This is a genomic window from Arachnia propionica, from assembly GCF_900637725.1.
GTDB lineage: Bacteria > Actinomycetota > Actinomycetes > Propionibacteriales > Propionibacteriaceae > Arachnia > Arachnia propionica.
The window spans coordinates 1650269-1669662 of the sequence record NZ_LR134406.1 but is presented as its reverse complement, the minus strand read 5'-3'; the positions used below and the strand labels follow the sequence as shown (position 1 = coordinate 1669662).

Sequence of the window (19394 nt, the reverse complement as noted above, 5' to 3'; positions counted from 1 at the left end):
TCCCCCCTCCGGTCGAGGAAACTCTCTCAGGCCGGCTGGGTGACCGTTCGCCGCTCCTGAAGTATTTTCTCGAGCACCCGCCGGGCTATGTGGCGCGACGTCAGGCCGAGCTCCTCCAGGACCTCGCCGCGGGTTCCCTGAGCGAGGAACTCCTGTTCGATGCCGAAGGCGAGCACCCGGGTTCCAGGTGCTTCCTCGGCCAGTCTCGCCCGCAGCCTCTCCCCCAGCCCGGCGATGACCAGGTTGTCCTCGATGCTCACGATCGTCTCGTGTTCGCGGGCCAGCCCGATCAGTTCGGTGCTGAGTGGGATGCACCAGGCGGGGTCCGCGACCGTGCACGCCAATCCCGCCGCAGCGAGCTTTTCCGCCACCTCGAGCCCGGTTCCCGCGAACTGGCCGTACCCGATTATCAGGATATTGGCGCCGGCGTCGACACGAAGCAGGTCGACTTGGTCACGTCCCTCACCCCGGCTGGCAACCGCGGGCATCTCGTCCGGGAGGCGTTCCTTCGAGTAGCGCAGCACCGTCGGAGCCTCCTGGACCGTGACCGCTCGTTCCAGGGCAGCGACGAGCCGGGTCTGGTCCCTCGGAGCCGAGATCTCGATGCCGGGTACGAGCCCCAGCATCGATAGGTCCCACATGCCGTTGTGGCTCGGGCCGTCGGTTCCGGTCACCCCGGCCCGGTCCAGCGCGAGGGTGACCCCCTCGCCATGAAGGGCTACGTCCATCAGGATCTGGTCGAAGGCCCGGTTCAGGAAGGTGGCGTACACGGCGACGACGGGATGCATGCCAGCCCGGGCCAACCCGGCAGCGGAGACGACGGCGTGTTGTTCGGCGATGCCCACGTCGAAGACCCGGTCCGGGAAAGCCGCAGCGAACCTGCCGAGCCCCGTAGGATGCAACATTGCGGCCGTGATGGCCACGACGTCCGTTCTACGCTCCCCGATCCGGACCATGGCCTCGCCGAAGGCATCGGTCCAGGTGGCCTGCACGGCGTCGCTGAGCGGCTGCCCGGTGATCTCGTCGATCCGCCCGATGGCGTGGAACTGGTCCTTCTCATGTTCTTCGGCGGCCTTGAATCCCTTGCCCTTGCGGGTGATGGCATGAACCAGCACGGGGCCCTCGAATTGTCGTGCCTGCTCAAGATGCCCAATGACCGCGCGGATGTCGTGGCCGTCTATGGGGCCCGTGTACTTCAGTCCGAGGTCGGAGAACATCCCCTGCGGCGCGAGAACGTCCTTGACCCCGGTCTTGAATCCGTGCAGCAGATCATAGATGGGGCGTCCCAGGATCGGGGTCCGGTGGAGCCGGTTCTTGATGAAACTCAGAGTCCGCTCGTAGCGCTGGTCGGTGCGCAACCCGGCCAGGTGCTTGGCCAGCCCGCCTACCGTCGGGGTGTAGGAGCGACCGTTGTCGTTGACTACGATCACGATCCTCAGGTCGGGTTGCGTCGCTATGTTGTTCAGCGCCTCCCAGGCCATGCCCCCCGTCAACGCTCCGTCCCCGACCACCACGACCACGGTGCGTTCCTCCCCGCGCAGGCGAAATCCCTTGGCGAGGCCCTCGGCCCAGGACAAGGCCGTAGAGGCGTGGGAGTTCTCAACCCAGTCGTGCTCGGACTCGGAACGGGACGGATAGCCGGACAGGCCTCCCCGCTGCCTGAGATGCTCGAATCCCTCGGCCCGGCCGGTCAGGATCTTGTGGACGTAGGACTGGTGCCCCGTGTCAAAGATGATCGGGTCGTGAGGCGAGTTGAAGACCCGGTGAATGCCCAGGGTGAGTTCGACGACACCGAGATTCGGCCCCAGGTGCCCACCTGTGCGACTGACCCGGTTGATGAGGAAGCCGCGGATCTCGGAGGCGAGACTTGTCAGCTGGCGGCGCGAGAGCGTTCGCAGGTCACGCGGACCACCAATCTTGGTGAGCAGGGACATGGCGGACAGTCTAGAGGCTCTCCCAAGGAACGGACACCTTGTAGTGTTACCGTTCCCGGCCGCGTGTTCGTCCCTTCCCTGCGGAACGGGCTCTCGGAGATCCGAGGCGATACGCTTCTCAACCATTGACGAAATGCTCCGGACCGTGCTGTGGTTCCGGTGCGGTGTCTGCGGAGCATGGAAGGAGGAAGTCCGTTCCCATGTGGTCCGGCAGAGACACGGGGTTCCGGTGCCCGCCTGTTCCTGTTGGTCACTGATGTTCCTGAATGTATTGGGAGCTCTGCCACCGGCTGCCCGTCTGGATCATCCGGGAGAAGAACCGGTCCAAGGTGCTCGCAGACCTGGGGAAGTTACGACGCTTGGCACTGACTCTCTCTTCCGGGTATACAGCACAGGTTTTCTTTCCCAGAGCTCTATGACTGCTGCGCCATCCTCCGGAATCAAATGCTTTCGGAAGGTCTGCTCCGGATGCTTCCAACTCACCTGTCCAATCGGACACCCCAGAGGCAACTCATCGTCGGGCGCCTCCGGAAAAACTGAAGTGCAGATCAGCAGGTCAGGCCATCAAACGAGAGTTGGTGGAGCACGGGTCACCCCGCACCCCACCAACTAATTCCTTATCCGGAATTGGGCACTCGTTACCGAGAAACGCCTCCGTGGACCTTCTTTCTGACGAACCACGAAATCGTCAATCCCACGAACCACAGGAGCGTCAGCCCCAAGGCTATCCGGGTGTCGTCATAACGCAACAACACATAGACCACGAACCCGAAGAAGCCCAGCACCACCCACGGCATGAAGGCGGCACCCGGCATTCGGAATGCCGCATTCTTGTGAGCCTCGGGATGCAACTTCCGATAGCGGATGTAGCACACCAGGACCAACGACCACATGAACAGCACCAGTCCTACCGATACCGAGGAGACCATGGTGAATGCCTCCATCACCGACCCACCGATGACCAGGATCGGGAAGGCGACACACGTCAGTGCCACTGACAGTATCAACGCCTTGGCCGGAACCTGGTGCTTCGACAGATGTCCGAAGGACTCGGGCGCCTGCTTCGACTGGGACAGCCCGTACAGCATGCGGGAGGTCGAGAAGATCCCTGAGTTCGCACTGGAGGAAGCAGAGGTCAGGACCACGAAGTTCATGGCTCCTGCAGCAGCGACGAACCCGACCATGCTGAACAGGTTCACGAACGGTGACATGCCCGGATCGATCTTGTCCCACGGAGTGACCGACATGATGACCGCCAAGGCCAGCACGTAGAAGATCACGATCCGAACCGGTATGGCGTTGATCGCTTTCGGCAGGGTTTTGTGCGGATCGGAGGTCTCGGCCGCAGCCGTTCCGATCAACTCAATACCGATGAACGCGAACACCGCGATCTGGAAAGCCGCCAAGAAGTTGTCACCATTGGCAGGGAAGATTCCCAACGGACCATAGGCACTCCACAGGTGAGTGATCGATGCAGACTGGAAGTTCACCAGGATCATCCCTATGCCGACAACGATCAGAAGCAGGATGGCGATGATCTTGATCAGGGCGAACCAGAACTCGATCTCACCAAACAGCTTGACCGTCAACAGGTTGCAGCCGAGCAAAGCCATCAGGAGAATGAACGTACAGATCATCGACCAGGTCATGTCCTTGATCCAGAAATCAAAGTAACCGGCGATGACAACGACTTCTGCACTGGCCGTGACGACCCACAGAATCCAGTACGTCCAGCCCGCGAAGTACCCGGCCCACGGTCCGAGCATGTCTCGGGCGAAATCCTGGAAGGACTTGTACTCGAGATTGTGGAGCAAGAGCTCACCCATGGCCCTCATCACGAAGAAGAGCATCGTCCCGATGAGCAGGTAGATCAACAGCAACGATGGTCCCGCCAGGTGAACGGTCTTGCCCGAACCCATGAAAAGGCCCGTTCCGATGGCGCCGCCGATGGCGATGAGCTGGATGTGGCGGTTCTTCAGATTCCGCTGCAGATGCTCCTGCCCCTCGGCGGCCTGCGTTGATGCTGTGGGGTCATCCGACATGATCCAGCGCTTCCGTCAGGGGCATCAGCGGCAGGTTGAACGCCTCGGAAACGCCCGCGAAGGTCAGGTTGCCCTTGACCGTGTTGAGGCCCTTGGCCAGCGCGGGGTTGTCCTTCAGCGCCTGGGCCGCGCCCTTGTCGGCGAGCTGGACCGCATAGGGAAGAGTGGCATTCGTGAGCGCCCAGGTGGAGGTGTTCGGCACCGCGCCCGGCATGTTCGCCACGCAGTAGAACTGCGAGTTGTGGACGGGGAAGGTCGGATCGTCGTGGGTGGTCGGGTGGGAGTCCTCGAAGCAGCCACCCTGGTCGATGGCGACATCCACCAGCACCGATCCGGGCTTCATCTCGGCGACCATGTCGTTGGTGACGAGCTTCGGGGCCTTGGCGCCGGGGATGAGCACCGTGCCGACCACCAGATCGGCCTGGAGGACGTGCTCTTGCACGGTGAGGGCGGAGCTCACGACACCGTGTACCTGGTTGTGGAACCTCCAGAAGGTGTTGCGCAGCTTGTCGAGGTCGGTGTCGAGAACCGTGACATCCGCACCGAGACCCATGGCGATATTGGCCGCGTTCTGGCCCGCGACACCGCCACCGAGGACTACGACCTTGGCGCTGGGAACGCCACCGATGCAGCCCATGAGGACGCCGCGCCCACCCTGGGCCTTCATGAGAGCGTGGGCACCGACCTGGGGGGCCAAGGAGCCTGCGATCTCGGACATGGGGTAGAGCAGCGGCAACGCACCGGAGGGCAGCTGAACGGTCTCGTAGGCGATCGCAGTGGTGCCTGCCTTGAGCAGAGCATCGGTCTGGGGACGATCGGCCGCGAGGTGAAGGTAGGTGAACAGGGTCAGGTCCTCACGCAGGTACTGGTACTCGCTGGAGATCGGCTCCTTCACCTTGATCACCATCTCGCCAACCTCCCAGGTGTCGGCGGCGTTGCTGACGATCTTCGCACCCTGCGCGACAAATTCCTCATCCGGGATCGAAGAACCGACGCCCGCACCCGCCTGGATGTAGACCTCGTGGCCCCTCCTGACGAGCTCATGGACGCCAACGGGGGTGATGGCGACCCGGAACTCGTTGTTCTTGACCTCGGTCGGGACTGCGATACGCATGTGTTACTCCTTCGTAATTGTTTCTGGCTGCCCCACCTTGGGCATCCATGCGTTTGCTTGATACTGACACTAGTACGACAAGGGTCAACACCTGCGACCACCCCCCTCATTTTCGGCTACGACAAGGCCTTGAGCTGCTGAAACCGGGGATGGCACCACCCCGCGAGGACCCAGAGGGGCCTCACGGAGGTCCGGTGAGGGCCGTTCAGGCCCTCGCCAGGTTGCGCAGTACGTAGGGCATGATGCCGCCGTTGAGGTAGTAGGCCCGCTCCCCGGGGGTGTCGATCCGCACGATCGCGTCGAATCCCGTCACCGTGCCGTCGGGACGGGTGGCGGTGACCCTGACCGTGCGCGGGGTGATACCGGAGTTCAGCTCGGTAATGCCGGAGACGGTGAAGATCTCCTCCCCCGTCAGCCCGAGGGAGTCAGCGGAGACCCCGTCGGGGAACTGGAGCGGAAGAACCCCCATCCCGATCAGGTTGGAGCGGTGAATCCGCTCGTAGCTCTCAGCTACGACGGCTCTCACCCCGAGCAGAGCCGTGCCCTTGGCCGCCCAGTCCCTGGAGGATCCGGACCCGTACTCCTTGCCTGCCAGGATCACCAGCGGAATCCCTGCGGCCGCGTAGTTCTGGGCCGCGTCGTAGACGGTGGTCACCGGGGCCCCGGGAAGGGTGAAGTCGCGGGTGAAACCACCCTCGGTGCCGGGCGCCACCTGGTTCCGCAGCCGGATGTTGGCGAAGGTGCCCCGGATCATGATTTCGTGGTTTCCACGCCGGGATCCGTAAGAGTTGAAGTCCCGGCGGCCCACTCCCCGGGACGCGAGGTAGGCGCCCGCCGGGGAGTCCGGCTTGATGCTTCCCGCCGGGGAGATGTGATCTGTGGTGACGGAATCCCCCAGCTTCAGCAGCACCCGGGCGCCCCCAATGTCCTCGACGGGGATGGGTTCTTCGGGCATTCCGTCGAAGTAGGGGGCCCGGCGTACGTAGGTGGATTCCTCGTCCCATTCGAAGACCGCCCCGCTTGGGGTGGGCAGCGAACGCCAGCGTTCGTCCCCGGTGAACACGTCGGCGTAGCGGGACGCGAACATCTCGGAACTGATTGATGAGCTGATGGCGTCCTCGATCTCGGCCTGGGTGGGCCACAGGTCTCGCATGAACACGTCGTTTCCGTTGCGGTCCCGGCCGATGGGGTCGTTGAACAGGTCGATGTCCATGGTGCCGGCGAGGGCGTAGATGATGACCAGCATCGGGCTGGCGAGGTAGTTCATCTTCACGTCCGGGCTGATCCGGCCCTCGAAGTTCCGGTTGCCGGAGAGCACCGCGGCCACGGCCAGATCGTGTTCGTTCACGGCGGCCGAGACCTCGGGAATCAGAGGGCCGGTGTTGCCGATGCAGGTCACGCAGCCGTAGCCGACGAGATTGAACCCGATCGCGTCCAGGTAGTCTCCGAGCCCGGACCTGGTGTAGTAGTCGGTTACCACCTGGGAGCCGGGCGCCAGCGATGTCTTGACCCAGGGTTTCCGGGTCATTCCCCGCTCGACAGCCTTCTTCGCCACCAGGGCCGCGCCCAGCATCACGGACGGGTTGGAGGTGTTGGTGCAGGATGTGATGGATGCGACGGTGACGGCGCCGTTCCTCAGCTCGAAGGACGTGCCGTCGGCGAGGGTTACCGGCACCGAGGCGTCGGGGGTGCCCGTGTAGGTGGGCAGCACCTCGCGGAAGCTGTCGCGGGAACGGGTGAGCAGGATCCGGTCCTGGGGACGTTTCGGCCCGGCGATGGACGGCACCACGGTTCTGAGGTCGAGTTCGATGTACTCGGAGTAGTCGGGTTCGTGATCGTCTAGATGCCACAGTCCCTGGGCCTTGGCGTAGGCCTCCACCAAGGCGATCTGGGTCTCGTCGCGCCCGGTCAGGCGCAGGTAGTCTATGGTTTTCCCGTCGATCGGGAACACCGCGATCGTTGAACCGTACTCGGGGCTCATGTTCCCGATGGTGGCGCGGTTGGCGAGCGGCACCTGGGAGACCCCCTCGCCGTAGAACTCCACGAATTTCCCGACCACCTTGTGTCGGCGCAGCATCTCGGTGATGGTCAGGACCAGGTCGGTGGATGTGGTCCCCTCGGGGAGCCGGCCGGTCAATTTGAACCCGACCACCCGTGGGATGAGCATGGAGACCGGCTGCCCCAGCATGGCGGCCTCGGCCTCGATGCCGCCGACCCCCCATCCAACCACGCCGAGTCCGTTGACCATGGTGGTGTGGGAATCGGTGCCGACGCAGGTGTCGGGGTAGGCCTGGAGGACACCGTCGACGATACGCGGGAAGACGACCCGCGCCAGGTGTTCGATGTTGACCTGATGGACTATGCCGGTACCCGGGGGCACCACCTTGAAATCATCGAATGCGGTTTGACCCCAGCGCAGGAACTGGTAGCGCTCTCGGTTGCGCTGGTATTCGATCTCGGTGTTCCGGGCGAAGGCAGCCGGGGTTCCGAACACCTCGGCTATGACGGAGTGGTCGATGACCATTTCCGCCGGGGAGAGCGGGTTCACTTTGGCGGGGTCTCCCCCGAGGGCCGTGACCGCCTCCCTCATGGTCGCGAGATCCACCACGCAGGGCACACCCGTGAAGTCCTGCATGATGACGCGGGCGGGGGTGAACTGAATCTCGTGACTCGGTTCGGCTCCCGCGTCCCAGTTCCCGAGCGCCCGGATGTCGTCGGCGGTGATGTTGACGCCGTCCTCCGTTCGCAGCAGGTTCTCCAGAAGGATCTTGAGGCTGTAGGGCAGCCTGTCGTGTCCTGCCACCGCGTCGATCCGGAAGATCTCGTAGGTGGTGCCACCCACCTCGAGGGATGACCTGGCCCCGAAGCTGTTGACGCTCATAGCTCTCCTTGGTCCGCCTCACGCCACATATCTTGACGTCAAGATATCACGGCGACGCCCTGTTCCCAAAAAGCCGGTGAACGCCTCAGGTTCTCGTGGCGGGTTTCAGGATGGCCACACACTCCACGTGATGGGTCATCGGAAACAGGTCGAAGGCACGGATCCGGTCCGCCTCATATCCGCGTACCGCAAAACCCGCCAGGTCCCTGGCCAGGCTCGCCGGGTCGCAGGCGACGTAGGCGACGGCCCTGGGCGCGAGATCCGCCACGCGCGCCACCACGGCGGCCCCCGCTCCCCGCCGGGGTGGGTCGAGGACGACCAGATCGACCCCGGAAGGGAGCCGTCGCAGTGCCTTCGCCAACGACAGCGCCAGAAAACGCCCCCGGGGCACGTTGACGCGGGCATTCGCAGCAGCCTCCCGGTCCAGTTCCACCCCGAAAACTTCGGCCCCGGAGTGATCCAGGCCCGCGGCGAACAACCCCGAACCGCAGTAGAGATCGAGCGCCAGATCCCCCTGTCTGGGCTTGAGCCCTTCCATGACGGCGTCGAGCAGGGTCTCGGCCGCCCTGGGGTGTACCTGCCAGAAACCGGAGGCTGCCACCTGGAAGGAGAACTTTCCCGCCTTCTCGCGGACCCGGGGTGGGCCGATCAGGAGTTTTCCATCGGCGAGCACGCTGACCCTGTTCGCCGCGCGAACCACGCTGAGCGATTCCGCTCCTTCCGCGAGTTCGTTCAACTGAGCCGGGAACAGGCCGGGTGCAGCGGCGAGGCATCCCGTCTCGGGCAGTGACACAACCTCGTGTGATCGCCGCCCGCGTAGCCCCACGCGACCACCGCTGACCGAGTACCTCATCCGGGTGCGCCAGTTGACCGTCGGCTGGATGGCCTCCACCCGCCCGGGCCAGGTGATTCCCGCCAATCGGGACAGCTGCTCCGCGACGACGGCCGTCTTGAGGTCGAGCTGGAGCTCGGGACTGGCGTGCTGCCAGTCACAGCCACCACACTCTCCGGCGATCGGGCACGGGGGCTCCACCCGTCCCGGGGAGGCCTCGAGAACCCGGATCACGCGTCCCCGATCGAACCGGCTGCCCTTCTCGGTGATTTCTACGACCACCCGCTCCCCGGGCAGTCCGCCCGTGACGAAGATCACCTTGCCGTCGAAGCGCCCCACGACCACACCACCGTGGGCCACCCGTTCGAGTTCGACCTCGATCATCTGGTGCCCTGTCTGGCCTCGCGGCGCCGCGAGCTGCTGAGCTGGTAGGGCACCGAGATCACCATCACCCCGCTCATGTAGTGCAGCCTGGTGCGGATCAGCAGGGTGGTCTGGTTGTGGAGCAGTCGCTCCCACCAGTTCCCCACCACATAGTCGGGAATGTAGACGGCCACCACGTCCCTGGGGTTCTCAGTGCGCATCTCGGCCACATAGCGGATGAAGGGCTGGGTGATCTCCCGGTAGGGGGATGCGATCACGCGCAACGGAATGCCGAAATCCTCCCTCCGCCACGCCTCCATGAGCTCGCGCGCCTCCTCGTCATCGACGGAGATCGTCACCCCCATCAGGGATGTGGCGCGACCCGCCTTCGCGTAGGCGATGGCCTTCGCGGTGGGCAGGTTCACCTGTTGCACCAGCACCACCGCCCTGACCCGGCTCGGCAGTGCCCGGTCGGATTCGGGGCGGAGGGCCAGTTCATCCCTGACCTGGTCGTAGTGTCTGCGGATCAGGACCATCAGCAGGTACATCAATCCCATGGCAACCAGGGCGAGGTAGGCGCCGTGGGTGAACTTGGAGATGAGCACGACCACCAGCACCACGGCGGTCATTCCCGCGCCGAGGAGGTTCACCACGCGGGATCGTTGCATGCGCCGTCGTTCGCCCCGGTCCTTCTCGACGCGGAGCGCGCGGTTCCAGTGCAGCACCATCCCGGTCTGTCCGACGGTGAAGGAGATGAACACCCCGACCACGTAGAGCTGGATCAGGGCCGTCACGGAGGCGTTGAAACCCCAGACGAGGGCGATGGCCGCCACGGCCAGCAGCACGATCCCGTTGGAATAGGCCAACCGGTCGCCGCGGGTGTGGAGTTGCCGGGGCAGATAACCGTCCTTGGCGAGGATCGAAGCCAGGCTCGGGAAACCGTTGAAAGCGGTGTTCGCGGCCAGGAACAGGATCGACAGGGTGGCGATGATGACCACGTAGAAACCCGGAACGAACCAGTCGCCGAAGACCGTGCGCGCCAGCTGTCCCGTCACGGTCACCGCCGCGGTGTGGATGGTCGAGCCGTCCGGCTTCAGGTAGTGGGTTCCTGTCAGTTCGTCGATCAGGTGCACACGGGTCAGGTTTGCCAGCAGGACGATCCCGACGAGCATGGTCACAGCGATCAACCCGAGCAACCCGAGCACCGAGGCGGCGTTGCGGCTCTTGGGGGGGCGGAACGATGGCACGCCGTTGGCCACGGCCTCCACGCCGGTCAGCGCGGCGCAGCCCGACGAGAAGGCCCGGGTGATGATCGCGACCAGCACCCACCCGAAGGCCTGGTCGGCGCCCTGGGCACCGATCACCGTCAGGTCGGAGGTCTCGCTCTTCAGCGAATGCCCCAGGACCAGGATCCGGAAGAATCCGATGGCGAGCATCAAGAGCATTGAGAACATGAAGACGTAGGTGGGCCAGGCCAGCACCCCCCCGGAGTCCCTGACGCCCCGCAGGTTCATCAGTGCCAGGACGACGATCACCCCGACCGCGATGGGCACCTCGTAGCCGTCTATCCCGGGGAGCATCGCCTTGGCGTTGAGCACACCGGCGGAAACCGAGACGGCGACCGTCAGCACGTAGTCGACCAGCAGCGCCGACGCCACGGTCAGTCCTGCGTGCCTGCCCAGGTTCGACGCGGCTACCTCGTAGTCCCCTCCACCAGTCGGATAGGCACGAACGGTCTGCCGGTAGGACATCGCCACCACCGCGATCACGACCCCGACCGCGAGCCCGATCTGCCACGAGAACAGGTAACCGGTCATCCCGGCCAAGGACAGGGTGATCAGAATCTCGTCGGGTGCGTAGGCGACCGAGCTCAGCGCGTCCGAGGCGAACACGGGCAGCGCAAGCCGTTTCGGGAGAAGCGTTTCCCCCAGTTGTGCACTGGCCAGGCGACGGCCGACGAACACACGCTTCAGCGCCTGATAGATGTTCACGAGGCCCTACGGTAGACCCATGGCAGGGTGATTGCGATACCGTCGGATCTGCGTCCGGGATCCGCCGGACCGGGAGGGAGACGCAAGTGCACATCGTGATCATGGGCTGTGGCCGCGTCGGTTCCATGCTGGCCCGGGGCCTCGAGAAACGAGGCCATTCGGTGGCGGTGATCGATGTCAACGTGGATTCGTTCCGGCGGCTCGGGATCGATTTTCAGGGGGCCACGGTCAGCGGGGTCGGTTTCGACCGGGAGGTGCTGGAGGCCGCCGACATCCGGCACGCAGACGGTTTCGCGGCCGTTTCCAGCGGCGACAACTCCAACATCCTGGCCGCCCGGGTGGTTCGCGAACAATACGGGGTGGACAATGTGGTGGCCCGCATCTACGACCAGGGCAGGGCCGCCGTCTACGAGAGGCTGGGCATCCCCACCGTCGCCACCGTCCGCTGGACCGTGGGCCAGGTGATGCGCAGGCTGCTGCCCGAGGGCAGCGAACCCGTGTGGCGGGACCCCTCGGGGACCGTGCGGTTGCTCCAGATCTACGTCCACTCGGCTTGGGTGGGAAAGCGCATCAGGGACTTGTCCGCGGCGGCCCAGGCCCCGATACCGTTCGTTTCCCGCACGGGCCGCGGCATCGTTCCGGACTCCCAGACCGTTTTCCAGGACGGGGACCTGGTCTTCGTCGCCTGCGAGACCGAGAGGACCGACGACGTCGAATCCCTGTTCGCCGCTCCCCCGACCCGTTCCCGAGATCTGTGAGGAATCACCATGCGAGTAGCCATCGCCGGAGCCGGCAACGTCGGCCGGTCCATCGCCCGTGAACTGATCAGCAACGGTCACCAGGTGCTCCTGATCGAGAAGGACCCGATGGCGATCAACCCCGATTCTGTCCCCGGGGCGGAATGGTTCCAGGCGGACGCCTGCGAACTCCAGACCCTGGAGGAGGCCGAACTGGAGAACTGCGACGTGGCGATCGCGGCCAGCGGGGATGACAAGGTGAACCTGGTGCATTCGCTGTTGGCGAAAACGGAGTTCGGGGTGCCCCGCACGGTGGCGCGCATCAACCATCCGGGCAATGAGTGGCTCTTCGACGAGGCCTGGGGAGTGGATGTCGCGGTCTCCACGCCCCGCATCATGTCGGCCCTGGTGGAGGAGGCCGTCGCGACCGGCGACCTGGTGCGGCTGTTCACCTTCACCAAGTCCACGACGAACCTCTCCGAGATCAGGTTGCCCCGGCAGAGTCCCTTCGTCGGGCGCCGGATCCGTGATCTGGAGCTGCCCCGAGAAGTGGTCCTGGTGGCGATCATCCGCGATGGCATCCCGCTGGTCCCCGAACGCGACGGTGCCCTCGAGGCCATGGACGAGATGCTGTTCGTGGCCAGTCAGGACGCGGAGGGCGAACTCAGCTCGATGTTCGCCTCCACCGACTGACCCAGTGTCAGCTGACGACCTCGAATTCGGGGTTGTACATGATGCGCCCGTTGTCGCCGGAGGAGATCCGGCCCTGCACGACGAGGTCACAGCCGGGCGTGATGCAGTCCAGGCGGCGGCGACCGGTCCAGTTCAGTTCTATGCTGCCCGTGCCGTCGGTCAGCAGCGCCTCCACGCCGCCCATGTCGAGGCTGGTGACCCAGCGGACGGTGCCCCGCACCTTCACCCTGGAGCGATCACAACACTCGGACAGGGGGCTGGCGCCACAGTCGCGTGACCGCTCCTTCAGGTCCTCGGCCTCCAGTTCCTCGGCCGGGGAGAGGAATCGCCGCAGCCGCCGCATGAGGCCGTGCTGCCCGCCGGTCATTTCTGCTCCAGGTCCGGAATCGTCAGGGGAATGAGGCTGCCCGGCGCGGCCGGGGCGGTTCCTCTACGGACCACGAGATTGCCGAAGCACTCGAGAAGCGCGATGCTCGCGTCCTCATTCTCCGGTTCGAGGGCGGCGCGCCCGAAGACGATCCCGCGCAGCACCCATCCGGGCCCCCCGACCAGCCAGGTGCGGGAAACATGGGTTCCGCGCCTGCCCTGGGCGTCGGTGACGGGCTGCTGACGGCGCAGCTCCACCCCGAAGGGGCCCTCCAGGAGGGTGATCTCCCCGCCCTCCTTCTCGGTTGCCGCCGCGATCTCCTCGCGGATCTCGGCGAGCATCGAGGTGCGCCTCGGACCCGCGAACAGCGCGACCTCCATGGCCGATGCCCCGTCCCCCACCAGGAAGGACTGGACCCGCTGCCGGGGTTCGTCCACCTGGAGCTGCAGTTGCATCTCCTCGAACGGGGTGACCACGAGCGCCCCGAGGTCTATCCGCTGGACATCGTCCTCGTCCAGGTCCACCTCTTCGATGTCGAAGGGACCCTCGTAGCGGTCGAACAATTCGTCGATCTCGGCCCACTTCTCCTCATCGGTCATCTCATCGACGATCTCCTCGTCGTCATCGGTCTCTTCGACCGTTTCCTCATCGATGGTCTCCTCGACCGTTTTCTCATCGGTGGGTTTCATGCTGCTCCCTCGTGGATTCACTGTTGTCCGGTTGAACCATAACCGCCTTGGCCGCGCTCCGTCTCATCGATTTCGGCGACCGGAATGAACTGTGCGGAAATGAAGGGTACGACCACCAGTTGGGCCACCCGCTCGCCCTCCTGAAGCTCCACGGCCGTTTTCGTGTCGAGGTTGATCAGGCAGATGCGGATCTCGCCGCGGTAGCCGGAATCGATGATGCCGGGGCTGTTGACGATTCCCAGGCCACGCTTCGCGGCCTGCCCGGATCTGGGCGTCACCATCCCGAAAGTGCCCGCGGGAAGGGCGATGCGCACCCCGGTGCCGACCAGCCTGCGTTCCCCCGGTTGGAGGGTGACGGACTCGGTGATGCGCAGGTCGGCGCCCGCATCCCCCGACCTGGCATAGCCCGGCAGGTACTCGAGGGCGTCCACGACCACTGGTATCTCAGGCACCCGGTCAATCTAGCGCGGCTGCGGCCCATCCGGGACCCGGGACATAATGGGAGTCCCGAGAAACATCGAAAGGACCTTGTCATGGCCGTTGAAGAAAAGATTTTGTGGAAGATCTACGCGGGTGTGCTCGGCGCAGCAACCACTCTTCTGGCCCAGAAAGTTGTGACGAAGGCCTGGGAAGCGGCCACGGGAGACGTTCCTCCCGATCCGAACGACCCCGACACCCCACTCACCCAGGCGCTCATCTGGGCCCTGTGCAGCGGGGTCGGTGTTGGCATGGCGCAGCTCACCATGAACCGTTACATGCAGCGTCGCTGGTTCTCGAACACCGGTCGCAGGAGCCCGGGCCGGCTGCGCAACAAGATGGATCTGTGATCCCGGTCAGACGCAGTCGACGCAGTACTTGAGATCGCCCTTGGTCTCGGCCAACTGGCTCTGGGATTTGACGAGGAAGCAGGATGCGCAAGTGAATTCATTCGACTGCCGTGGCAGTACCCGCACTGTCAGTTCCTCGTGGGACAGGTCGGCCCCCGGCAGTTCGAACGATTCAGCCGCCTCGACCTCGTCCTCATCAACCTTGCCGGAGTTCTTGTCGTTTCGGCGTGTCTTGAGTTCCTCGAGCGAATCCTCGCTCATCTCCTCGTCACTCTTGCGTGGTGCGTCGTAGTCGGTGGCCATGTCCGTGGTCCCTCCTGGTCTCGCCGTCGGTTCGTCCCGAAATTGATCGGGGCTATGTGTACCACATCCTGAGCGTGGCGCAAGTCCCGGGTTCCGGCTGTGTCGGCTGGTAGGTTGTTCAATCAGACACAAGGGGAGTTTGCATGGACAGCGCACTGAGCCCGCGGGAGATCCAGTCCCGCATCCGTGGAGGGGCCACGCTCACCGAGGTGGCCACGGAGGCCGGGGTGGACCCGGCGCGGATAGAGGGGTTCGCCCTTCCCGTGCTCGCGGAGCGCGAGCACATGACCAGTACCGCCCTGGACTGCGCGGTCAGACGCCGGGGTGACGGTTCAGGACATCGCCGTTTGCAGGAACTCATCTCCACCCGCCTACAGGCCCGCGGGATCGATTCGGAGGACATCGCCTGGGATTCGTGGCGGGAACCCGACCGCAAATGGCGGTTGGTGGGGGTGCTGGAGAGCCACGAGCGGCGGGCGGAGTTCATCTTCGATCCCCGCGGCCGTTTCACCATCGCCGACAACCCGGACGCGCGGTGGATGATCGGTGAGGAACTGCCCGGCAGCAAGGACCCCGACAACGAGAACACTGTAGATTTCGACGACGAGTTCGCTCTGGTGCGCGCAACCACGCAACCCACCACTCCCCCTCCCCTCCCGGGCGACGACGTCCCCACCGGCAGCTTCGACGAGGGCCCAGCCACCTCCGAGCTCGACGATCTCTACGACATGCTGAGCGGTGTCAGCGAGGACTCGGTGCGGATCTACGTGGGCATCGACGACGAGTCCTCCGGGGAGGAAACCCCGCAGGAGCAGGACGGGCAGGAGGAATTCGAGGAGACCGAGGTGATCGACGACTTCGCCGGGATACCGGAGGCCGATGCCGCCGACACCGTCGAAACCTCCCTGATCGGGCCGGCCCAGGATTCCCTGGTCGAAACCGATACCGAGGACACCGCGCCGCAGCCCAGGTCACGGCACCGCCGCAGGGCCCGTGTCCCGAGCTGGGACGAGATCCTGTTCGGCGGCCCATCGTCCCGCTGAACCTTTCATTCCCCGAAGGGCAGGGGATCCTCTCCCAGGGTGGCGCGGGCCCGGGTCGCGGTCATGCGCCGCCGGTGATGGGCCCGGCAGAGCACCTCGTAGCGGATCTCCCCTGCTCCGGTGTCCCCCACCACCACCTGGGAGCCCTCCGTTACCATCAGGCCGTTGACGGTGCGGGCGTTGTGGGTGCCCTTCGCACCGCACCAGCACAATGGGCCGATGGGGAGGGTCTCCACCCGGTCGGCCAGTTCCACCAGCCGCTGCGATCCGGGAAACAACTTGGTTCTGAAGTCCGCGAGGATCCCGAAAGTGTAGACGTCGATTTGCAGCTCGTCCACGACCCGGGCAAGCTGTTCCACCTGCTCCCCCGTGTAGAACTGCGCCTCGTCGCAGACGAGATAGTCGATCCGCCTGCCCGCCACCAGCTGGGCGATGACGTGGGTCCAGAAGTCGAATTCCTCGTCCACCTCGGTGGCCGGCGTTTCGAGGCCCAGCCGGGAGGAAATCCGTGCCCTGCCCGAGCGGTCCCGGGACGTGAATATCCGGCCTTGCCTGCCGTGCGTGGACTGGGTGTGGTCGAGCTGCAGGGCAAGGGTCGACTTTCCGCAGTCCATGGGACCGGTGTGGAAGACGAGTTCAGGCACTCTTGGCTCCGATCAGCTCCTCGTAGATGGAAACGTAGGTCTCGGCGGTGTGCCGAGGGGTCAGTTCTTCGAGCAGGCCCCGGGAAGCGGAACGCATCGCGGCGCGCCGCCCGGGATCGGCGAGTTTCCGCATCCCGGCCGCCAGGGAACTGATGTCCGGTTCGGTAAGGAGCGCGGATTCCGGTGAGGTCGCCACGGTCAGGCGATCGTCGCAGTAGAGGATCGGCAGCCCCGCCGCCACGGCCTCGGAGAGCACCAGCGCCTGGGAGTCGAACCGGTGACTCGTCAACACGAACACGTCGGAGTTGACCAGTTCGTAGGCGATCGCGTCCAGGGAACGCAGATGGCCCCGGAAGTCGATGTTTCCGGCGCCCGCGGCCAGCATCTTGAGCAGGGGACGTTGGTCTCCGTCCCCGACGATCACCAGCTCCGAACCCGGTATGCCGGCACGCCGGAAGGCCCGCACCAGCACGTCCAGGCGTTTCTCCTTCGCCAGCCGCCCGACGGTCGTGAACCGCACCGCCTCGTCGGATCGTTCCCTGCGGACTTGGGAGATGGCATCCAGCATGCCCCGTCCGACGCCGGTGGGAACCACGTATCCGGGTACCCGGTGGGTGGCTGCTGTCTCCACCAGGTCCTTCATGAAGGGGCTGGGAACGGTCCAGGCGTCGACCTTGCCTGCTATGTCGGCGAAGGAGGCCCAGTCCATCCGTGCCGCCAGCCCACCGGGTTCCTGGCTCCGGGGCACCAGCCGGGAACGACTGGAGGCCCGCCCCGCCGCCCTGGTGAGCAACGGATTGATGAGGAATTGGTAGAGCCAAGTGCCGAATATGGCGGCCTTGACCGTCTGGTGGGTGCCTGCGACATTGGCGTGGAAGGTGTGGAGATGCGGGATGCCCTGCAGTCTCGCGATCCTGGCGCCGAGTATCAGGGCCCCCCGTTCGGTTTGCGTGTGCACCACGTCGAAACGCGCGCACTTCGTGATCAGCCGGGCGCGGCGTTCCGAGTTGTGCAGGATGCTCAGATGGGCGGGAAGCCCCTCGACGTAGATGGTCGGGCACTCGATGACGCGGCAGCTCCTGGGTTTCTCCAGGTGCCGGTCCGGGGCTATGAGACTGACCCGGTGTCCCAGATCCGTCAGTTCCTGGATCTGGGTTTCGACGGAGCGGCCGATCCCGCCGGAGGAGGGAAAAAAGTCGTCTATCAGCAGCGCGACGTGCATTATTGCGGCCCGAACGTGAAGAGCGGCACGTACATCTCGGCGGCCGTGAGGGAGCCGTGCTGGCCGTGGAGCCCGAACTCCTTCGGGAGGTTCCGGGTGTGGACGGCCCAGTCGCCCTGCATGACTACAAGCACGTCGCCGATGCGGGAACGGACCCGGTCGGTCACATCGCCGAACCAGCCCGCCTCGATCGCGTCGTCGCGCAGCCACACCTCTGCCCGCTCCCCCAGCTCCGAGGCCCAGGCCTTGGCGAGTCGCTCGGGTCGCTGGTCGTAGAGCTGCCGGAACCTGGGTTCGCCTCCCACCCGCCAGGCTCCCATCAGCCCCGGGTGATCCTCGATCGTGATCTGGTGCTGCTTGGGGACGTCGACCATGCCGTGGTCGCCCGTGACGAGCAGGCACGTATCCTCCGGGAGCGCTTCCACCAGGTCCGTGACGAGTTCCTCCGCCCGGACCAGCGAGTCCAGCCATTGCCAGCTTCCCACTCCGTGGGCGTGCCCGTTGTGGTCGAGGCCGCGTTCGTAGGCGTAGACCACCTCGTGGTCGCGCAGGGCCCTGGTGACCAGGCCGATGAACGCCCGGTGATCGCCCTCCGTCTCCACTCCGAGGTGTTCGGCCCCGCCGAAGGCCAGCCTCTGGAGTCCGCTGCCCTTGAACCGGGCGAGACTGACGCAGCCGCTGGTGATCCCCCGGGAACGCATCCGCTGGTAGAGCGTCGGTTCGCAGGCGAAACCCTCGACATCGGCGGGGCCGCCCGCCCACGTCAGGGCGTTCACCACGCAGCGGCGATCCGGGTCGAGAAATGAGTAGCCGACCATCCCGTGGCTTCCGGGAGCGGAACCGCAGCCGATGCTGGTGAGGGATGTCGCGGTGGTCGAGGGCACCGCGCAGGTCAGGCGCATGGCCCTTCCCAGTCCCGGGGCGAACAGGTCGCTGTCGTGGCTGTGTTCGGCAACGGGAAACCAACCCAGGCCGTCGATCAGCAGGATGACGTATCGCGCCGCCCGCGGCACGTCGAGCACCGGGGTCCCCCCCAGCAGGCGGGCAGCGACGCTGGGCAGCAGATTGTTCAGGCAGGCGCCCTCGTAGTCGGGCAGCACCAGGTCGCTCATCCGACGTGCTCCTGCAGCAGGGAACCGAAGGCCATGAGCTTTTCGACGCTCTGCCATCCGTCACCCGCGGGGCTCATCCGTACGGTCAGGTCGTTGGGGACCGACATTCCGGTCCATCCGTGATCCGCCTCGCACTGCGGGTCCTCGCAGGTCGCGGGGCCGATGTCCAGCCGGGATGCGGCTCCCCACGCCAGGGTGAGCCAGGCCTCGACGAGCTGCGATCCGTTGGCGGGATACTTCTCTGGGTGGTGCACGGAACGGGTCACCACGACGGAGTGGATGGCCCTGAGGGCGACCACTTCAGCGCTGGTTATGGCGCGATCCGGGTAGCCGGCGTCCTGTTCGTCGGTATGGCTGATGATCAGCTGTTTGTCGGTGAGCACGAGCGCCGTGAGGTGTCGCTGCAGATCGCCCGTTGCGAAGCTGGCCTCGTGATGCACGAGGTAGCCGAGCATCCTCTGCTTCCCCAACGCCCCGGAGATACTCGCCCAGACGAGTTCGGGGAAGAACCGGCAGTCCTCCACCTCTTTCTTGAGTGCGGCGGCCTTGGAGGCCTCGGGGGACAGCTGAATCACCCGGCCATTCTTCCACTAAATTGAG

General features: G+C 65.2%; 18 protein-coding genes. 4 read left to right on the top strand and 14 right to left on the bottom strand.

All coding sequences use genetic code 11. The features are described from left to right. Positions 1-26: 26 nt before the first annotated feature. From dxs to EL272_RS07315, 6 genes are all read right to left on the bottom strand, one after another. On the bottom strand, positions 27-1934 hold the full coding sequence (gene dxs / locus EL272_RS07340; protein ID WP_174525732.1) for a 1-deoxy-D-xylulose-5-phosphate synthase: 1908 nt from the start codon (positions 1932-1934) through the stop codon (positions 27-29). 638 nt (positions 1935-2572) lie between these two features. Beyond that, positions 2573-3976, bottom strand: a complete 1404-nt coding sequence (locus EL272_RS07335; RefSeq protein ID WP_014846576.1) for an amino acid permease — start codon at positions 3974-3976, stop codon at positions 2573-2575. Then, positions 3966-5090, bottom strand: a complete 1125-nt coding sequence (gene ald, locus EL272_RS07330) for an alanine dehydrogenase (RefSeq protein ID WP_014846575.1) — start codon at positions 5088-5090, stop codon at positions 3966-3968. The genes EL272_RS07335 and ald overlap by 11 nt, the downstream gene beginning before the upstream one ends. Before the next feature lie 205 nt (positions 5091-5295). Then, a complete protein-coding gene (gene acnA / locus EL272_RS07325; protein ID WP_061786981.1) occupies positions 5296-7971 on the bottom strand; it encodes an aconitate hydratase AcnA in 2676 nt (891 codons plus the stop codon). 85 nt (positions 7972-8056) lie between these two features. Beyond that, positions 8057-9187, bottom strand: coding sequence for a class I SAM-dependent RNA methyltransferase (locus EL272_RS07320; RefSeq protein WP_061786982.1), 1131 nt, complete (start codon positions 9185-9187; stop codon positions 8057-8059). Beyond that, entirely contained in the window at positions 9184-11157 is a 1974-nt protein-coding gene (locus EL272_RS07315) for an APC family permease (RefSeq protein WP_014846571.1), read from the bottom strand. Before EL272_RS07315 ends, EL272_RS07320 begins: the two co-directional genes overlap by 4 nt. 101 nt (positions 11158-11258) lie before the next feature. Here EL272_RS07315 and EL272_RS07310 point away from each other — a divergent pair, with 101 nt between their 5' ends. Together EL272_RS07310 and EL272_RS07305 are read left to right on the top strand one after the other, a co-directional pair. Continuing rightward, on the top strand, positions 11259-11915 hold the full coding sequence (locus EL272_RS07310) for a potassium channel family protein (RefSeq protein ID WP_051015134.1): 657 nt from the start codon (positions 11259-11261) through the stop codon (positions 11913-11915). Between the two features lie 9 nt (positions 11916-11924). Beyond that, a complete protein-coding gene (locus EL272_RS07305; RefSeq protein WP_014846569.1) occupies positions 11925-12587 on the top strand; it encodes a potassium channel family protein in 663 nt (220 codons plus the stop codon). A 7-nt stretch (positions 12588-12594) separates the two neighbouring features. Here EL272_RS07305 and EL272_RS07300 read toward each other — a convergent pair whose 3' ends face one another. Genes EL272_RS07300 through dut form a run of 3 tightly spaced genes read right to left on the bottom strand, consistent with a single transcriptional unit; the run spans position 12595 to position 14095 of the window. Next, the gene (locus tag EL272_RS07300) at positions 12595-12954 is read right to left on the bottom strand and encodes an OB-fold nucleic acid binding domain-containing protein (protein WP_014846568.1); all 360 of its coding nucleotides are present in this window, start codon (positions 12952-12954) and stop codon (positions 12595-12597) included. Continuing rightward, complete coding sequence (locus EL272_RS07295; RefSeq protein ID WP_061786983.1) at positions 12951-13643, bottom strand: DUF3710 domain-containing protein; 693 nt, start codon at positions 13641-13643, stop codon at positions 12951-12953. Before EL272_RS07295 ends, EL272_RS07300 begins: the two co-directional genes overlap by 4 nt. 17 nt (positions 13644-13660) lie before the next feature. After that, positions 13661-14095 carry a dUTP diphosphatase gene (gene dut, locus EL272_RS07290; RefSeq protein ID WP_041696420.1) on the bottom strand — a complete coding sequence of 145 codons (435 nt, stop codon included), beginning with the start codon at positions 14093-14095 and terminating at the stop codon, positions 13661-13663. Positions 14096-14176: 81 nt separating this feature from the next. Here dut and EL272_RS07285 point away from each other — a divergent pair, with 81 nt between their 5' ends. Then, positions 14177-14470 (top strand): DUF4235 domain-containing protein, encoded by a 294-nt coding sequence (locus EL272_RS07285; protein ID WP_014846565.1) that lies wholly within the window; start codon positions 14177-14179, stop codon positions 14468-14470. Between the two features lie 6 nt (positions 14471-14476). Here the strand turns inward: EL272_RS07285 and EL272_RS07280 are convergent, their stop codons facing one another. Next, a complete protein-coding gene (locus EL272_RS07280; protein WP_014846564.1) occupies positions 14477-14773 on the bottom strand; it encodes a DUF4193 domain-containing protein in 297 nt (98 codons plus the stop codon). Positions 14774-14916: 143 nt separating this feature from the next. On the opposite strand from EL272_RS07280, the gene sepH reads away from it, so the two are divergent. Then, positions 14917-15816 carry a septation protein SepH gene (sepH, locus tag EL272_RS07275; RefSeq protein ID WP_061786984.1) on the top strand — a complete coding sequence of 300 codons (900 nt, stop codon included), beginning with the start codon at positions 14917-14919 and terminating at the stop codon, positions 15814-15816. Positions 15817-15821: 5 nt separating this feature from the next. Here sepH and EL272_RS07270 read toward each other — a convergent pair whose 3' ends face one another. From EL272_RS07270 to EL272_RS07255, 4 genes are read right to left on the bottom strand one after another with little or no spacing between them, the layout of a single operon-like run. Beyond that, entirely contained in the window at positions 15822-16460 is a 639-nt protein-coding gene (locus tag EL272_RS07270) for a thymidine kinase (protein WP_014846562.1), read from the bottom strand. After that, positions 16453-17682 carry a glycosyltransferase gene (locus EL272_RS07265; RefSeq protein WP_014846561.1) on the bottom strand — a complete coding sequence of 410 codons (1230 nt, stop codon included), beginning with the start codon at positions 17680-17682 and terminating at the stop codon, positions 16453-16455. The genes EL272_RS07270 and EL272_RS07265 overlap by 8 nt, the downstream gene beginning before the upstream one ends. Continuing rightward, on the bottom strand, positions 17682-18794 hold the full coding sequence (locus tag EL272_RS07260) for an alkaline phosphatase family protein (protein WP_014846560.1): 1113 nt from the start codon (positions 18792-18794) through the stop codon (positions 17682-17684). The genes EL272_RS07265 and EL272_RS07260 overlap by 1 nt, the downstream gene beginning before the upstream one ends. Further along, positions 18791-19369: a DUF5998 family protein gene (locus tag EL272_RS07255; RefSeq protein ID WP_014846559.1), complete on the bottom strand. Its 579-nt coding sequence runs from the start codon at positions 19367-19369 to the stop codon at positions 18791-18793. The genes EL272_RS07260 and EL272_RS07255 overlap by 4 nt, the downstream gene beginning before the upstream one ends. Between the last annotated feature and the right edge of the window lie 25 nt (positions 19370-19394).

Coding starts and splice junctions, on each gene's coding strand:
- dxs (WP_174525732.1), bottom strand. CDS start 1,934: ATGTCCCTGCTCACCAAGATTGGTGGTCCGCGTGACCTGCGAACGCTC.
- EL272_RS07335 (WP_014846576.1), bottom strand. CDS start 3,976: ATGTCGGATGACCCCACAGCATCAACGCAGGCCGCCGAGGGGCAGGAG.
- ald (WP_014846575.1), bottom strand. CDS start 5,090: ATGCGTATCGCAGTCCCGACCGAGGTCAAGAACAACGAGTTCCGGGTC.
- acnA (WP_061786981.1), bottom strand. CDS start 7,971: ATGAGCGTCAACAGCTTCGGGGCCAGGTCATCCCTCGAGGTGGGTGGC.
- EL272_RS07320 (WP_061786982.1), bottom strand. CDS start 9,187: ATGATCGAGGTCGAACTCGAACGGGTGGCCCACGGTGGTGTGGTCGTG.
- EL272_RS07310 (WP_051015134.1), top strand. CDS start 11,259: ATGGGCTGTGGCCGCGTCGGTTCCATGCTGGCCCGGGGCCTCGAGAAA.
- EL272_RS07305 (WP_014846569.1), top strand. CDS start 11,925: ATGCGAGTAGCCATCGCCGGAGCCGGCAACGTCGGCCGGTCCATCGCC.
- EL272_RS07300 (WP_014846568.1), bottom strand. CDS start 12,954: ATGACCGGCGGGCAGCACGGCCTCATGCGGCGGCTGCGGCGATTCCTC.
- EL272_RS07295 (WP_061786983.1), bottom strand. CDS start 13,643: ATGAAACCCACCGATGAGAAAACGGTCGAGGAGACCATCGATGAGGAA.
- EL272_RS07285 (WP_014846565.1), top strand. CDS start 14,177: ATGGCCGTTGAAGAAAAGATTTTGTGGAAGATCTACGCGGGTGTGCTC.
- EL272_RS07280 (WP_014846564.1), bottom strand. CDS start 14,773: ATGGCCACCGACTACGACGCACCACGCAAGAGTGACGAGGAGATGAGC.
- sepH (WP_061786984.1), top strand. CDS start 14,917: ATGGACAGCGCACTGAGCCCGCGGGAGATCCAGTCCCGCATCCGTGGA.
- EL272_RS07265 (WP_014846561.1), bottom strand. CDS start 17,682: ATGCACGTCGCGCTGCTGATAGACGACTTTTTTCCCTCCTCCGGCGGG.
- EL272_RS07260 (WP_014846560.1), bottom strand. CDS start 18,794: ATGAGCGACCTGGTGCTGCCCGACTACGAGGGCGCCTGCCTGAACAAT.